This is a genomic window from Pseudomonas stagnisoli (assembly GCF_048595745.1).
GTDB classification, from domain to species: domain Bacteria; phylum Pseudomonadota; class Gammaproteobacteria; order Pseudomonadales; family Pseudomonadaceae; genus Aquipseudomonas; species Aquipseudomonas alcaligenes_A.
This window is the reverse complement of sequence record NZ_CP184361.1, coordinates 315,292-331,157: the sequence shown is the minus strand read 5'-3', so window position 1 is coordinate 331,157 and position 15,866 is coordinate 315,292. Positions and strand designations below refer to the sequence as shown.

The window sequence follows — 15,866 nt, the reverse complement described above, 5'->3', positions numbered from 1 at the left end:
ATTTGGTATCTTCGCCATCGTGAAGCCTGATATCAGAAACCTCGACCTCAACCTCCTCAAGACCCTGGACGCCCTGCTCGACGAGCGCAGCGTGACCCGCGCCGCCCAGCGCCTGGCGCTGACCCAGCCGGCGGTCAGCGGCATGCTCGTGCGCCTGCGCGATAGCTTCGGCGACCCGCTGTTCGTCCGCGCCCAGCGCGGCATGCTGCCCACTGCCCGTGCGCTGGAGCTGGCCGCGCCGGTCAAGCAGCTGCTCAGCGATATCGAGCAATTGCTGCAGCCGGCGCACTTCGACCCACGCAGCGCCGAGCTGACCCTGCGCCTGGCCGCCACCGACTATGCCCTGAGCGCCGTGGTGGTGCCCTTCCTCGCCGCGCTGCGCGAGCGCGCGCCGGGCATTCGCGTAGCGGTGCTGCCGGTGCAGGGCATGCAGCTGTTGGAGCAGTTCGAGCGCGGCGCCATCGACCTGGCCCTGGTCACCCCGCAGAACACACCAGGCGAGCTGCACGCGCGGCCGCTGTTCGACGAGCGCTACGTCTGCCTGTTGCGCGCCGGGCATCCGGCGCTGGCCACTGGCGGCTTGTCGCTGCAGGACTTCTGCGCCCTCGAGCACGCGCTGGTGTCCTATCAGGGCGGCGGCTTCAGCGGCGTCACCGACGAGGCGCTGGCCGGCCTTGGCCTCGCGCGGCGAGTGAGCCTGTCGCTCACCAGCTTCCTGGTTCTGCCGCAGATCCTGCGCCAGAGTGACCTGCTCGCCGTGGTGCCGAGCCGCCTGGCACAGCAGGCCGAGGGCTTGTTGAGCGTCGAGCCGCCACTGGCGATTCCCGGCTTTACCAAGACCCTGGCCTGGCACGAACGCAGCCACCGTGATGGCGCGCAGCGCTGGCTGCGCGAGCTGCTAGTCGAGGTCTGCCGCGAGGCTGATTGAGGGAGCGAGCAGGCGCCGGACTAGGCGCCCGGAACGAAATGCTTCTGCGCGGTGCCGCGGGCGATCAGGCGCGACAGGTAGTCGAGCTTCTGCGGGTCCTTGTCGACGAACTTGAAGGTGAGCTGCAGCCACTCGCTGTCCGGCTTGGGCTCCAGCGCGGCTACCGCATGCAGGTAGCCATTGAGACGTGCGGTTTCCGCAGCCTCGCCTTGCTCGAGGTCAAGCACCGCACTTTCCAGCACCTGCGGCAGCAACTCGGCGCGCCTGACTACCAGCAGCGCCTCCTTGAGGCTCAGCGCCTTGATCACACAGGCCATGCTGCCACCGGGCAAGCGCAGCTGGCCCTGGCCGCGGCCACCGTTGTTGGCCGAGGGCTTTGCCGCTGTCGGCGCTGAAACAGGGGCTGCCACCGCTGCGGGAGTAGCTTTGGCAGCCGGCTTGACCACCTCGGCCTTGCCGCCGGTCAGCGCCGCCAGCGAGTCGTTGGCCAGCCCCCCCGAGCTGAGCATCTTCGGTGGCGCGCTCGCCATCAGCGCCTGCAGCTTGCCGGCACGGTGCAGCGCCTTCTTGACCTTGGTCACCAGCTGGTCGTTGGAAAAGGGTTTGCCGATGTAATCGGACACACCGGCCTGGATGGCCTGAACCACGTTCTCTTTATCGCCGCGACTGGTCACCATGATGAAGGGAACGACCTTGAGGCTCTCCTGCTCACGGCACCAGGTGAGCAACTCGAGACCGGACATCTCCGGCATTTCCCAGTCGCACAGGATCAGGTCGGCCGGCTGGCGGGCGAGCATCTGCTGGGCTTTGCGTCCATTGACCGCTTCCTCGATCTGGACGCCGGGGAAATGATCGCGCAGGCCCTTCTTCACCAGATCGCGGATAAAGGTGGCGTCGTCCACCACCAGCACACTGACTTTGCTCATCGACCACTCCCGACAACGATGTCGACAAGCATAGCTGCGGAAACAGGCCCAACGCCAACCACCCGCACTCGGCACATGACCGAGCGCGGTGGTCGCCGTCCTATTCGGACTTGCCGCCCTTTACCTCTTCCTGCATGCGCGCCAGCCCCATGTGACGGACATCGGTACCGCGCACCAGGTAGATGACCAGCTCGGCGATGTTGCGCGCGTGGTCGCCGATGCGCTCCAGCGAACGCAATACCCAGATGATCGACAGCACGCGGCCAATGGCACGCGGGTCTTCCATCATGTAGGTGACCAGCTCGCGCAGGGCGGTCTTGTACTCGCGGTCGACGGTCTTGTCGTACTGCGCCACCGACAGCGCCAGGTCAGCATCGAAGCGGGCGAAGGCGTCCAGCGCCTCCTGCACCATCTTGCGCACCTGGTCGCCGATGTGGCGCACCTCGACATAGCCGCGCGGCGCCTCGCCATTCTCGCTCAGCTCGATGGCGCGCTTGGCGATCTTCGAGGCTTCGTCACCGATGCGCTCCAGATCGATCACCGACTTGGAGATGCTGATGATCAGGCGCAGGTCGGAAGCGGCCGGCTGGCGGCGGGCGAGGATGCGCATGCACTCCTCGTCGATATTGGTTTCCATCTGGTTGATCTGGTCATCGATCTCGCGCACCTGCTGGGCCAGGCCGGAGTCGGCCTCGATCAGCGCGGTGACCGCATCGTTGACCTGCTTCTCGACCAGACCGCCCATCGCCAGGAGGTGGCTGCGCACTTCCTCCAGCTCGGCGTTGAACTGCTGAGAGATGTGATGGGTGAGGCTGTCTTTGTTGATCATCTTGAAGTCCTTGGCAGTGCTTCTGTCTCCCCTCTCTCAGCGGAGGAGGGGGCGGGCCGCGTTCGGATGAGGAAGCCCGGCCTGGCCTGAAGCACCCTCACCCTAACCCTCTCCCAAGGGGAGAGGGGACTGTCCTGCATTAACCGTAACGGCCGGTGATGTAATCTTCGGTTTGTTTTTTCGCCGGGTTGGTGAACAGGGTATCGGTGTCGCCAAACTCGATCAGCTTGCCCATGTACATGAACGCGGTGTAGTCGGAAACCCGCGCGGCCTGCTGCATGTTATGGGTAACGATGACGATGGTGTACTTGCTCTTCAGCTCGTAGATCAGCTCTTCGACCTTGAGGGTGGAGATCGGGTCCAGCGCCGAGCAGGGTTCGTCGAGCAGCAGCACTTCCGGCTGCACCGCCACGGTACGGGCGATCACCAGACGCTGCTGCTGGCCACCGGACAGGCCCAGGGCGGACTCGTGCAGACGATCCTTCACCTCGTCCCACAGGGCGGCGCTCTTCAGCGCCCACTCGACGGTCTCGTCGAGCACGCGCTTCTGGTTCACACCCTGGATGCGCAGGCCATACACCACGTTCTCATAGATGCTCTTGGGGAACGGGTTGGGCTTCTGGAACACCATGCCGACGCGACGGCGCAGCTCGGCAACATCCACGCCCTTCTGATAGATGTCCTGGCCGTCGAGCAGGATCTGGCCGTCCACACGGCAACCGTCGACCAGGTCGTTCATGCGGTTGAAGGTGCGCAGCAGGGTCGACTTGCCGCAACCGGACGGGCCGATGAACGCCGTGACGCGCTGCTTGGGAATGTTCATCGACACATCGAACAGCGCCTGCTTGTCACCGTAGAACAGGTTCAGGCCCGGTACTTCCAGGGCGACCTTCTCCTCGGCCAAGTTGAGGCTTTGCTTCTCGCGGCCAAGGGCGGCCATGTCGATACCGTGGGTCTGTACTTCGTGCTGCATGGGAGGCTCCCTACGCTAACAAATCGTTCAGGCCGCCGCAGCCGACGCTGCGGCGGCGCAGTTAATCAATGATCCAGCGCCTTGTACTTCTCGCGCAGGTGGTTGCGGATGAAGACAGCGCTCAGGTTGAGCAGTGCGATGACCAGCACCAGCAGGAACGCGGTGGCGTACACCAGCGGGCGGGCGGCCTCGACGTTGGGGCTCTGGAAGCCAACATCGTAGATGTGGAAGCCCAGGTGCATGATCTTCTGGTCCAGGTGCAGGTACGGGTAGTTGCCGCTCACCGGCAGCGCCGGGGCCAGCTTGACCACGCCAACCAGCATCAGCGGCGCCACTTCACCGGCGGCACGCGCCACGGCGAGGATCAGGCCGGTCATCATGGCCGGGCTGGCCATCGGCAGCACCACCTTCCACAGAGTCTCGGCCTTGGTCGCGCCGAGCGCCAGGGAACCCTCGCGCAGGGCACGCGGGATACGCGCCAGACCTTCCTCGGTGGCGACGATCACCACCGGCACGGCGAGAATCGCCAGGGTCAGCGACGCCCACAGCAGGCCCGGGGTACCGAAGGTCGGCGCCGGCGCGGACTCGGGGAAGAACAGGCGGTCGATCGAGCCACCCAGCACATAGACGAAGAAGCCCAGGCCAAACACGCCGTAAACGATGGCCGGCACCCCGGCCAGGTTGTTCACGGCGATACGGATGATACGGGTCAGGGTGCCCTGCTTGGCGTACTCACGCAGGTAGATGGCGGCCAGGACGCCGAACGGGGTCACGATCACCGCCATGATCAGGGTCATCATCACGGTGCCGAAAATGGCCGGGAAGATGCCACCCTCGGTGTTGGCTTCACGCGGCTCGTCGCTGAGGAACTCCCACAGCTTGGCGAAGTAGAAGCCGATCTTGGCACCCACGCCCATCGCGTTCGGCTGGTAGGCGCGCACCACCTTGCTCAGGGCAATCTCCTGCTCGCGACCTTCAACGGTCTTCACCGTCACGCTGTCGCGCGCCAGCTGCTGGTTGAGGTCGGCCAGCTCGGACTCGAGGCCCTTGTACTGAGCGTCAAGCTCGGCACGACGGGCATCGAGATCGGCCTGTGCAGCCGCATCCAGGCGCCCCTCGAGCTCCAGCCCACGGCCTTCCAGGCGCAGGCGCTCCAGACCGTGGTTGATGCGACCGATCTCTTTCTTCTCCAGCCGCACCAGTTGCGCATGCAGTTCGTCGACGCGGGCGATACGGGCCTGCAGTTCGCCCCAGGCGGCGTCGCCCTCGGCGACCAGCTGACCATCCTGCTTGACGTTCAGCAGGTTGCCATAGAAGTTGCCCCACTCGCGGCGCTCGAGCACCACGATATCCTGCGGGGTGCGCGGTTCGCTCAGCCACTCGGCCACTACCCAGCTGAAGTCGGCGCCGTAAACCTCACGGTTGCCGACCTTGTACAGTTCGCGAGTCATGAACTCGCCGCCCTGCACATCCACCGGCAGGCCAGCGGCGGCCAGGCGTGCACGCGGCACCTGCTCTTCCTGCACCCGCTCGCCAGCCATCACGCGGGCGGCTTCGCCGGGCACCTGATAGTTGGCCACGACCACGTCGGCCGGCCAGAAGTGGCCGAGGCCACGTACGGCAATCACGGCGAGCAGGCCGATGGTCATGATCACCGAGATGGATACGCCACCCGCGGTCATCCATACCCAGGGCGCACCGCTCTTGAACCAGGACTTGAAGTTTTGCTCTTTGCGTTTCACGGACTACTCCCAGTTCTCAGAGCGACGCGTATTTCTTGCGCAGGCGGTTGCGGATCAGCTCCGCCAGGGTATTCATCACGAAGGTGAAGCTCAGCAGCACCAGCGCGGAGAGGAACAGCACGCGGTAGTGGCTGCTACCCACCTCGGATTCCGGCATCTCCACCGCCACGTTGGCGGCCAGCGTGCGCAGACCCTGGAAGATGTTCATGTCCATGATCGGCGTGTTGCCGGTGGCCATCAGCACGATCATGGTTTCGCCGACGGCACGGCCCAGGCCGATCATCAGCGCCGAGAAGATGCCCGGGCTGGCGGTGAGGATCACCACTCGGGTCAGGGTCTGCCAGGGCGTGGCGCCCAGCGCCAGGGAGCCGAAGGTCAGGCTCTTGGGCACGCTGAACACCGCGTCCTCGGCAATCGAGTAGATGTTCGGGATCACCGCGAAGCCCATGGCCAGGCCCACCACCAGGGCGTTGCGCTGGTCGAAGGTGATGCCCAGATCGTTGCTGATCCACAGGCGCATGTCACCGCCGAAGAACCAGTTCTCCAGGTGGCCACTCATGCCCAGCGAACCGGCGCCGACCAGCAGGATCACCGGAATCAGCAGCGCCGCTTCCCAGCCTTCAGGAATCAGAAGACGAATGCGCTCCGGCAGACGGCTCCAGGCATAGGCGGCGAGTAGCACACCCACTGGCGTGAGCAGCAACAGGCTGAAGATGCCCGGCAGATGGCCCTCGACATAAGGCGCCAGGAACAGGCCGGCGAAGAAGCCGAGGATCACCGTCGGCAGCGCTTCCATCAGCTCGATCACCGGCTTGACCTTGCGGCGCATGGCCGGGGCCATGAAGTAGGCGGTGTAGATGGCCGCGCAGATGGCCAGCGGTGCGGCCAGCAGCATGGCGTAGAAGGCCGCCTTGAGGGTACCGAAGGTCAGCGGCGCGAGGCTCATCTTGGGCTCGAAGTCGCTGTTGGCAGAAGTGGACTGCCAGATGTGCTTGGGCTCGTCGTAGCTCTCGTACCACACCTTGCCCCACAGCGAGCTCCAGGAGATCTCCGGATGCGGGTTGTCGATGTAGAAGCGCTGCAGCCCGGCCTTGGACTCCAGCAGCAGGCGATTGGCGCGCGGCGACAGGGCGCCGATGGCGCCGCCTTCGACAACCTGCTCGGTCAGCAGGGTGCGATGCGCGGTGCTGTGGAAGATGCCCAGGCGGCCTTCGCTGTCCAGGGCCACGAAGCCTTTGCGACGCTCCTCGGGAATGATCTGGGTGATGGGCGCATCACCGAGCTGGAAGCCACGAATGTGGGTGAGCGCGGACTTGCCATCGGCATCACGCACCATGAACCACTGGCCGATGCCGCCCTTGCTGTCACCGATCATCAGCGAGATACCCGCCAGCAGCGGATTCACCGTGCTGACTTCGGCGTCGCCCTGGAGCAGGGTGTAGCGCCCATTGAGGGTCTTGCTGCGCAGGTCGAAGACATCGGCGGTGGCCTTGCCGTTGATCACGAACAGCCACTGCTGACGCGGGTCGATGATCATCGCCTTGATCGGCTCGGCGATCTGCGGCAGGTCGATGCGGGTCTCTTCGAGGGTGACCTCGCCGGTCATCATGTTCTCTTCACGGCTGATGTTCAGCAGTTGCAGCTCGGCACCAACCGAGCTACTGAGCATCAGGCTGTCGTCGTTCTCGCTGATGGCCACATGTTCCAGCGGGCGCCCCTGCGGGTCGAGCGTAATCGGGGCCTCGCCGAAGGGGTATTCCAACTGCGGCGTGATGGTCTTGACGTTGTTCGGGTAGCTAACCTTGTAGACGTGCTTGAACACCAGCACCTGGCCGTTGGACAGGCCGAGCGCTATACGGTGGCTGCCAGGTTGGTCCTCCACCACCGAAACGATGCTGGCACCAGCCGGCAGGGCCAGCTGATAGTCGTTCATGGCCACGCCATCCTTGAGGCCGAAGAACTGCACCTGGCCGCTGCGTGACAGGCGCATAGCGACCTTGTTCTGCTCTTCCACGGCCAGCAGCAAAGCCTCGCCCTGGCCAGCCAGCCAGGCCGGCTGCTGCGGCTCGCGGGCCTCCACGTCGGCCCCACCGAAAAGCGGTGCCACCACGTAGGCGAGGTAGAAGAAGATCAGGGTAATGCAGCCCAGCACCGCCAGACCGCCAATGGACACGTACCAGCGCGCCATGCGGTCTTTGAGGGCGCGGATGCGCCGCTTGCGTTGCAGGACGGGGGTATCGAAATCGATCCGGTGGCTGTTGGAAGCACTCATGCGGTTATTGGCCAGGTCATTCATGAGGAGTTCTCGGGCGCGGCGGACACAGCCCGCTCAATGTGAGGTACGTCAATCTATCCGCGTTGTATGACAGAAAGATTACAGAGCGGTGACGCGACAACGCCCGCGACTCAAAAGAGTAGCGGGCGTGCCTTGGACGCGCCGGGGATGGGGCCCGACGCGCCTCTGGGGCTGATTACAGACCCAGTTCCTTCTTGGTCTTCTCAATCACTTTCAGCGGCAGCGGGATGTAGCCATCCTTCACCACCACCTGCTGGCCCTGCTGGGACAGCACGAGCTTGATGAATTCGGCTTCCAGCGGGCTCAGCGGCTTGTTCGGCGCCTTGTTCACGTAAACGTAGAAGAAGCGAGCCAGCGGGTACTTGCCGGACAGGGCGTTGGTCTCGTTGGCTTCCTCGATTTCACCGCTCTTGTTCACCAGAGGAACGGCGCGGACGCTGGCGGTACGGTAGCCGATACCCGAGTAACCAATGGCGTTGACGGTGCTGGAGATGGACTGGACCACGGAGGCCGAACCCGGCTGCTCGTTGACGTTGCCCTTGAAGTCACCCTTACACAGAGCCGTTTCCTTGAAGTAACCATAGGTACCGGATACCGAGTTACGACCGAACAGCTGGACCGGCTTGTCAGCCCACTCGCCGGTCAGGCCCAGATCACCCCAGGTCTTCACGTTGCTACCACCACACAGGTAGTTGGCGGAAAAAATGCCGTCGACCTGCTGCATGGTCAGTTGCTTGATCGGGTTGTCCTTGTGCACGAACACGGCCAGGGCGTCGATGGCCACCGGCACGGCGGTCGGCTTGTAGCCGAACTTCGCCTCGAAGGCCTGCAGTTCGTTGTCCTTCATGGCGCGGGACATCGGGCCCAGGTTACCGGTACCCTCGGTCAGAGCGGGCGGCGCGGTGGAAGAACCGGCGGCCTGGATCTGGATGTTCACGTTCGGGTAGTTCTTCTTGTACTCCTCGGCCCACAGAGTCATCAGGTTGGCAAGGGAGTCGGAACCGACGCTGGACAGGTTGCCCGAGACACCGGAAGTCTTTTCATAGCCCGGGATGGCCGGGTCGACGGCGGCGAACGCGGATGCAGCGCCTACGCCGGCAGCGGCGAAGGTCAGGGCCGCCATCAAACGCTTGAGTTTCATGCCTTGCTCCTAGCAGGAAGGGGTTGTGATGGAACGGGCCCAAGTATCTGTAGGCCGCATGAATACTCTATGACTGGATTGTGACAATCAGATTAAAGCGCACGAAAAAGATAAAGGCCCGCGAACGGGCCTTCTCTTGAAACGCTGCCGGGATCAGGCCAGCGCCGCCTGACGCTCTTCGCGGCGCCACAGCAGCGCGCCGATCAGCATGAACAGCAGGCACAGTGCGCCAACGTAATAGGCGGGCCCCAGCGGGTTCCACTTCAGCAGCAGGCTCACCAGGACCGGCGTCAGGCCACCGAACACCGCATAGGCCAGGTTGTAGGAGAACGACAGGCCGGAAAAACGCACCACGGCGGGGAAGGCCTTGACCATCACCATCGGGATGGCGCCGATCATGCCCACGCACAGGCCAGCCAGGGCGTAGAGCGGCATCAGCAGCTCGGGACTGGCCTTGATCTGCGAATAGAACAGCGACGAGCTGCCGAGCAGCAGCAGGCCGCCGACCAGAAAGGTCGGCCCCGGGCCGAAGCGGTCGGCGGCCAGGCCGGCCAGCACGCAGCCAACGCTTAGGCAGACGATGGCCACACCGTTGGCCGCCAGGGTGTCGGCCGGGCTGAAGCCATGCTGGCTCTGCAGCAGGGTCGGGGTCATCAGGATCACCACGACGATGCCGGCCGACAGCACCCAGGTCAGCAGCATGGACAGCAGGATGGCCGGACGATGCTCGCGCACCACCGCCTTGAGCGGCAGTTCGGCGGCCAGCGACTGGCGCTGCTGCAGCTCGGCGAACACCGGCGTCTCATGCAGCCAGCGGCGCAGGTACATGGCCATCAGGCCGAACAGGCCGCCGACCAGGAAGGGAATCCGCCAGGCGTAGGCGGCGATCTCTTCCGGGGTGAACAGGCGGTTGATCGCACTGGCGGCCAGCGAGCCGAGCAGGATGCCGGCGGTCAGGCCGGCGGTCAGGGTGCTACAGGCCAGGCCGATGCGCCGCGCCGGTACGTGTTCGGCGACGAACACCCAGGCGCCCGGCACCTCGCCACCAATAGCGGCGCCCTGCATCACGCGCAGGGCCAGCAGCGCCAGCGGCGCCCAGATGCCGATCTGCGCGTAGGTCGGCAGCAGGCCCATGAGCAGGGTCGGCACCGCCATCAGGAAGATACTCAGGGTGAACATGCGCTTGCGCCCGAGCAGGTCGCCGAAGTGCGCCAGGACGATGCCACCCAGCGGCCGCGCCAGGTAGCCGGCGGCGAAGATGCCGAAGGTCTGCAGCTGGCGCAGCCATTCCGGCATGTCGGCCGGGAAGAACAGCTTGCTCAGCACGGCGGTGAAGAACACGAAGATGATGAAGTCGTAGAACTCCAGCGCGCCGCCCAGGGCGGAGAGCGAGAGGGTCTTGTAGTCGCTGCGGTTCAGCGGGCGCGCCACGGGCGCGGTTGGGACATGCTCGACGGACATAGGAAGGCTTCATTATTGGAATGGCAAGGCTGCGCCGCACCATAGCAAATCATGCTGCCTTGCCACAGTTTTCTGGCGGAAAGCGGAACCCTGCGGTCGTTCTTTGACGCTCGCCTCTATATACTGCGCACGGCCCGCGCGGCCAGCCAATGACAAGAACCCACTTCGGGCCCCAGCAGCATGATCGAACTCGAACAGGAAGACCCCATTCCCCAGGGCGACCTCGCCTTGCAGATCACCGCATTGCCGCGTGAAACCAACGGTTTCGGCGACATCTACGGCGGCTGGCTGGTCTCGCAGATGGATCTGGCCGGCACCGCCATGGCCAGCAAGGTGGCCGGCGGCCGTGTCGCCACCGTGGCCATCGACCGCATGGCCTTCCTGGTGCCGGTAGCCGTCGGCGCACAGCTGTCCTTCTATACCCAGGCGCTGGAGATCGGCCGCAGCTCGATCCAGATGCTGGTCGAGGTATGGAGCGACGACCCGCTGTCCAGCGAATGGCGCAAGGTCACCGAGGCGGTGTTCGTGTTCGTCGCCATCGACGGCAGCGGCCGCACCCGCCCGGTCCCACCGCGCCGCGGCTGAGCTGGCGCCCGCTTTCCCTCACCCCAGCCCTCTCCCGGAGGGAGAGGGAGTACTCCGCGAACATCCCGCCAGCCATGCGCTGGCCTCCCCTCTCCCCCGGGAGAGGGGCCGGGGGTGAGGGCCAGGCAGGCAACGCCCTCCCGCAAGGCGAACGCTCAACCCTTGGCCTTTCCCGCCAACTGGCATCAAATACACCGGGACTTTCGGGAGACAAGGCATGAGCCAGGCACAGATTGAACGCATCGAACTGGGAGAACTGACCTGCTGGCGCGTGCGCCTGGGCGATGCCGAGCTGCTGGTGGCGCAACAGGGCGCCCAGCTACTGAGTTACCAGCGTGGCGAGCAGCCGCCGCTGATCTGGCTCAGCGAGCAGGCGGCCTATCAGCGCCAGCAGTCGGTGCGCGGCGGGGTGCCGGTGTGCTGGCCCTGGTTCGGCGACCTCGGCCGCAACCCGCTGGCGCTGCAGGCGCAGCATGACAACCTGGGCGCCGCGCCCTTCCACGGCGGCGTGCGCGCGCTGGACTGGCAGCTGCAGGGCATCGACAGCGAAGGCGAGGCCGTGCACCTGCGCTTCACCTTCGACAGCCGCCAGCAGCCGCTGGCCGACTGGCCGCATGCGGCCCGCGTCGAGCTGGACATCCGCCTGGACGAACGCCTGCACCTGGACCTGACCAGCCACAACCTCGGCCCGGCACCGCTGGCGCTGAGCCAGGCATTGCACAGCTACTTCGCCGTCAGCGATATCCGCCAGGTGGCCGTGCGCGGCCTGGACGGCTGCCGCTACATCGAAACGCTGGAGGACTGGCAGGAAAAACGTCAGCAGGGCGAACTGCGCTTCGCCGGCGAGACCGACCGCATCTACCTGGATGTGCCGCCGCGCCTGCACCTGCACGACGCCGGCTGGCGCCGCGAGCTGCTGCTGGAAACCCGCGGCTCGCGCTCGGCCATCCTGTGGAACCCCTGGATCGACAAGGCCCAGCGCCTGTCCGCCTTCGCCGCCGAAGCCTGGCAGCGCATGCTGTGCATCGAGACGGCGAATGTCTGGGACGACTGCGTGACCCTGGCGCCCGGCGAACACCACAGCCTGGGCCTGAGCCTGTGGAGCGAACAGGGCGAGTGAGACCCGCGTTGTCTGCCGCGGGTTACACCCGCCCTACTGCGCAATACGCCTGAGCGCCCTCACCCGCCCTGCTTCTAGGGCAAAAAGGGATCAGAGGTCGCCCTCCTCCACCAGCCGCACCGAACGGGCATCCAGGGCATAGGCAGCATCGGCGAGGTCGTTGTTGACCGTCTCGATGTGCAGCGTGCCGTCGACCCACAGCGGCTCGTAGATATCGTTCAGGGCAATGCCCTTGGGGTAGCGCACCAGCACGATCTGGTTCGGCGGGGGCGGCGGCACGTGGATGCAGGCGCCCGGGTAAGGCACCAGGAACAGCAGCGTGGTACGACCCTCGGCGTCACTTTCCAGCGGCACCGGGTAGCCGCCGAGACGGATGCGCTTGCCATCCAGGCGCGCCACCGTCTTCGTCGAGTACATCACCGCCGGCAACCCCAGCTCCTGCTTGAGCCCACCCTGCTGGCCGAACGAGCCAGCCGCCTCCGGGCTATCATGGCTGATCTCCGGCATCGCCTCCAGGGCCAGCTGGTCCTCCTTCGGCATCAACTCCAGCCAGTCCAGCTCGGTGGGTTCGGCGTGAACCAGCGTACTGCACAGCAGCAGCGCGAAGAGGAACAGACGACGCATGATGACTCCATGACAGGGCCGCGCGCGAAGCGCCGCCGTGGGTTTCAGCCCTTCTTCAGGGCACCGTACAGCAGCAACAGTACCACTGCGCCGACCACCGCGCCGATGAAGCCGGCCGCCTGCCCGGCCTGGTAGATACCCAGGGCCTGGCCGCCGTAGGTGGCGGCGATCGAGCCGCAGATGCCGAGCACGATGGTCATGATCCAGCCCATGCCGTCATTGCCCGGTTTGATGAAGCGCGCGACCAGGCCGACGATCAGACCGATGAAGAGAGTGCCGATGATGCTCATGCCAGGCTCCTTTTGCGAGGGCGGAAACGAACAAGGCGCACCCGGGGGCGCGCCTTGTTGTGACCGAAGCACGGCACCGGGGTTCAACCCTGGATCAGCGCCTCGACCTCGGCGATACGCGCTTTCAGGCTGGCCATGTCGGCGCAGCGCAGGGTGGCGTGGCCGACCTTGCGCCCGGCCTTGAAGGCCTTGCCGTAGTGGTGCAGGTGGCAATCGGCAATGGCCGTTACCTTGGCCACGTCCGGCACGCTGCCGAGGAAGTTGAGCATGGCGCTCTCGCCCACCTTGGCGGTCGAGCCCAGCGGCAGGCCGGCGACGGCGCGCAGGTGGTTCTCGAACTGGCTGCACTCAGCGCCTTCGATGGTCCAGTGCCCGGAGTTGTGCACGCGCGGGGCGATCTCGTTGGCCTTGAGGCCGCCGTCGACCTCGAAGAACTCGAAGGCCAGCACGCCGACGTAGTCCAGCTTGGTCAGCACGCGGCCGACATAGTCCTCGGCCAGCGCCTGCAGCGGGTGGTCAGTACTGGCGATGGACAGGGCCAGCACGCCGCTGTCGTGGCGGTTGTGCACCAGCGGGTAGAAGCGCGTCTCGCCGTCGCGGGCACGCACGGCCACCAGCGACACTTCGCCGGTGAACGGCACGAAGCCTTCGAGGATGCACGGCACGCTGCCCAGTTCGGCAAAGGCACCGACCACGTCCTGCGCCTGGCGCAGCACCTTCTGGCCCTTGCCGTCGTAACCCAGGGTGCGGGTCTTCAGCACGGCCGGCAGGCCGATGGCGGCCACGGCAGCATCGAGGTCGGCCTGCGACTGGATGTCGGCGAAATCGGGGGTCGGGATACCGAGGTCCTTGAACATCGACTTCTCGAACCAGCGATCACGGGCAATGCGCAGCGCCTCGGCGCTCGGGTACACCGGCACGAACTGCGAGAGGAAGGCCACGGTCTCGGCCGGCACGCTCTCGAACTCGAAGGTCACCAGATCGACTTCGTCGGCCAGCTGACGCAGGTGGTCCTGGTCGCCGTAGTCGGCGCGGATATGCTCGCCGAGCGCCTGGGCGCAGGCATCCGGCGCCGGGTCGAGAAACGCGAACTGCATGCCCAGCGGGGTGCCCGCCAGGGCCATCATGCGGCCCAGCTGGCCGCCACCGATTACGCCGATCTTCATCTATAGGGCCTCGATCAGGAACGCGGGTCCGGGTTGTCCAGCACGGTCTGGGTCTGCTCGTCGCGGAACTGCTTCAGACGCTCGTGGAACTGCGGGTGCTGGTGGCCAAGGATGCTGGCGGCCAGCAGGGCGGCATTGATCGCACCGGCCTTGCCGATAGCCAGGGTGGCAACCGGTATACCGGCCGGCATCTGCACAATAGACAGCAGCGAGTCGACGCCGGAGAGCACGGCCGACTGCACCGGCACACCGAGCACCGGCAGGTGCGTCTTGGCGGCACACATGCCCGGCAGGTGGGCAGCGCCACCGGCACCGGCAATGATCACCTGGATGCCACGGCCCTCAGCCTGTTCGGCGTACTGGAACAGCAGGTCCGGGGTGCGGTGAGCGGACACCACCTGCACCTCGTGGGGAATGCCCAGCTTCTCCAGCATCTCTGCGGTGTGACTGAGGGTGCTCCAATCGGACTTGGAGCCCATGATCACGCCAACCAGTGCGCTCATCGTTTTGCCTCTAGCTCGGGCGCCTGTCGGCGCGACAAAAACCAACAAGCCACGCATTCGGCGTGGCTTGTCATGTGAGGGTTCGGACCAAGGTGGCCCGGAGGCGGGGCAGTATACCGAAAAGCCACGGCAGTCGCGCCTATGGCGTGACCGTTTGTCCGCCGCCAGTCACCCGGCGCCCCCGCAGGGGGCTTGAGGGCGACCCGGAGGCTGACGCAGACTGCCAATCACCCCGCCGGAAAAGGAAGACCGCATGCCCCCTCGTTACGCCTCGGCTGACTCGTGCCGGACGCCATGCCTATATATAGACATGGCAATGCCTAGTAATGACCACAAACACCCAGTATCGGACATCATGCCTACCCCTAGGCATGTCGTATAAACACTAGTTAGGCAGCAAGAGCAATCAGGAAAGTAAACGCATGGAAAGCGCGCAGGCCATCTTCAAAAATGTGCAGCAAAGAAGCAGTCGATTAAGTTCATGGCTGCAACCATCGCGCCGCTTGCAGGGCCGTTGCGGTAAAGCAAATGCGGGGTTTACGGCGGCAGTTTCCGGCTCAGCACCGAGCCTAACAATTGCCTCAAGTCGTTCGCTGCGCTCACTTGGACGTCCGCAAGCTACGCTCGCGGCCGCCCCTTAGCCAAACGTTGGGCTACTTCGCCCTAAGGAATACCATGATCCGAATTATTCTTTTAATTATTACCCTAATAAGTCAGCCTATTCTGGCCCAAAGTAGCGCATCTAAAGATAAAGTTGCGCTTGCAAAAGAGGTCTGGTCGCCGGTATTTGAGGAAATCAGCGCAGCGGATGTCTCAAGGCAGTTCGACGAATATCGCGCAGCACGAGCACCAAATGCCGCCCCCCTTAAAATGAATGACAAGCAATTTAAGCACGCAAAAGAACTAGCTTACGAGACATTAGCAGAGATGCTTACCGAGCAAGAATTAAGAGTTCAACAGAGGCTGATGAACACAGCTGTAGGTAAGAAAGTTTACGACAACTTGGCTTTATTAATGAGCGGCGGGTCACCACAACCACTGACCCCTAGCCAGTTCCTCCCGGAAGAAATCACAGAGTGGGAAAACTTCATGGCTACTGAGAACGAAAACATTCAATTGATCAATTTCAAAATGCGGCGATTTTCAGAAATTCTCATGGAGAAGCGCTCAAAACTCACAGAGCAAGAAATTCATGAAACATCCGAGTAGCCGCCCAACAACGCGCTCAACTGTCGCTCACTTCGTTCGCTGGACGTCCAAAATCTGCGCTTTTGGCCGCCCG

The 15,866-nt window shown here is 64.5% G+C and carries 15 protein-coding genes; 4 read left to right on the top strand and 11 right to left on the bottom strand.

What is annotated here, in order from left to right:
• The first annotated feature begins 19 nt into the window (after positions 1-19).
• Positions 20-928 (top strand): LysR family transcriptional regulator, encoded by a 909-nt coding sequence (locus ACOAPY_RS01515; protein WP_465154784.1) that lies wholly within the window; start codon positions 20-22, stop codon positions 926-928.
• Between the two features lie 20 nt (positions 929-948).
• On the opposite strand, the gene ACOAPY_RS01510 is transcribed toward ACOAPY_RS01515, so the two are convergent.
• The 7 genes from ACOAPY_RS01510 to ACOAPY_RS01480 form a co-directional block, all read right to left on the bottom strand.
• A complete protein-coding gene (locus ACOAPY_RS01510; protein WP_465154783.1) occupies positions 949-1,854 on the bottom strand; it encodes a response regulator in 906 nt (301 codons plus the stop codon).
• A gap of 100 nt (positions 1,855-1,954) precedes the next feature.
• The gene (gene phoU, locus ACOAPY_RS01505) at positions 1,955-2,683 is read right to left on the bottom strand and encodes a phosphate signaling complex protein PhoU (RefSeq protein WP_076582063.1); all 729 of its coding nucleotides are present in this window, start codon (positions 2,681-2,683) and stop codon (positions 1,955-1,957) included.
• 139 nt (positions 2,684-2,822) lie between these two features.
• A complete protein-coding gene (pstB, locus tag ACOAPY_RS01500) occupies positions 2,823-3,656 on the bottom strand; it encodes a phosphate ABC transporter ATP-binding protein PstB (protein WP_076423666.1) in 834 nt (277 codons plus the stop codon).
• A 65-nt stretch (positions 3,657-3,721) separates the two neighbouring features.
• Entirely contained in the window at positions 3,722-5,338 is a 1,617-nt protein-coding gene (gene pstA / locus ACOAPY_RS01495; protein ID WP_465156678.1) for a phosphate ABC transporter permease PstA, read from the bottom strand.
• 76 nt (positions 5,339-5,414) lie between these two features.
• Positions 5,415-7,694 carry an ABC transporter permease subunit gene (locus tag ACOAPY_RS01490; protein WP_465154782.1) on the bottom strand — a complete coding sequence of 760 codons (2,280 nt, stop codon included), beginning with the start codon at positions 7,692-7,694 and terminating at the stop codon, positions 5,415-5,417.
• A gap of 175 nt (positions 7,695-7,869) precedes the next feature.
• Positions 7,870-8,835 (bottom strand): PstS family phosphate ABC transporter substrate-binding protein, encoded by a 966-nt coding sequence (locus ACOAPY_RS01485; RefSeq protein ID WP_465154780.1) that lies wholly within the window; start codon positions 8,833-8,835, stop codon positions 7,870-7,872.
• Positions 8,836-8,988: 153 nt separating this feature from the next.
• On the bottom strand, positions 8,989-10,296 hold the full coding sequence (locus ACOAPY_RS01480; RefSeq protein WP_465154779.1) for an MFS transporter: 1,308 nt from the start codon (positions 10,294-10,296) through the stop codon (positions 8,989-8,991).
• Positions 10,297-10,476: 180 nt separating this feature from the next.
• On the opposite strand from ACOAPY_RS01480, the gene ACOAPY_RS01475 reads away from it, so the two are divergent.
• Positions 10,477-10,881, top strand: coding sequence for an acyl-CoA thioesterase (locus tag ACOAPY_RS01475; protein WP_021702135.1), 405 nt, complete (start codon positions 10,477-10,479; stop codon positions 10,879-10,881).
• A 217-nt stretch (positions 10,882-11,098) separates the two neighbouring features.
• A complete protein-coding gene (locus tag ACOAPY_RS01470) occupies positions 11,099-12,001 on the top strand; it encodes a D-hexose-6-phosphate mutarotase (protein WP_465154778.1) in 903 nt (300 codons plus the stop codon).
• Positions 12,002-12,091: 90 nt separating this feature from the next.
• On the opposite strand, the gene ACOAPY_RS01465 is transcribed toward ACOAPY_RS01470, so the two are convergent.
• From ACOAPY_RS01465 to purE, 4 genes are all read right to left on the bottom strand, one after another.
• Entirely contained in the window at positions 12,092-12,625 is a 534-nt protein-coding gene (locus ACOAPY_RS01465) for a DUF3299 domain-containing protein (RefSeq protein ID WP_169920869.1), read from the bottom strand.
• A 44-nt stretch (positions 12,626-12,669) separates the two neighbouring features.
• Positions 12,670-12,915 (bottom strand): GlsB/YeaQ/YmgE family stress response membrane protein, encoded by a 246-nt coding sequence (locus tag ACOAPY_RS01460; protein WP_021702132.1) that lies wholly within the window; start codon positions 12,913-12,915, stop codon positions 12,670-12,672.
• Positions 12,916-12,998: 83 nt separating this feature from the next.
• Positions 12,999-14,081 carry a 5-(carboxyamino)imidazole ribonucleotide synthase gene (locus tag ACOAPY_RS01455; protein WP_203789399.1) on the bottom strand — a complete coding sequence of 361 codons (1,083 nt, stop codon included), beginning with the start codon at positions 14,079-14,081 and terminating at the stop codon, positions 12,999-13,001.
• A 14-nt stretch (positions 14,082-14,095) separates the two neighbouring features.
• Positions 14,096-14,584: a 5-(carboxyamino)imidazole ribonucleotide mutase gene (gene purE / locus ACOAPY_RS01450; RefSeq protein ID WP_465154777.1), complete on the bottom strand. Its 489-nt coding sequence runs from the start codon at positions 14,582-14,584 to the stop codon at positions 14,096-14,098.
• Positions 14,585-15,259: 675 nt separating this feature from the next.
• On the opposite strand from purE, the gene ACOAPY_RS01445 reads away from it, so the two are divergent.
• Complete coding sequence (locus tag ACOAPY_RS01445) at positions 15,260-15,793, top strand: hypothetical protein (RefSeq protein WP_465154776.1); 534 nt, start codon at positions 15,260-15,262, stop codon at positions 15,791-15,793.
• The last annotated feature ends 73 nt before the right edge of the window (positions 15,794-15,866 follow it).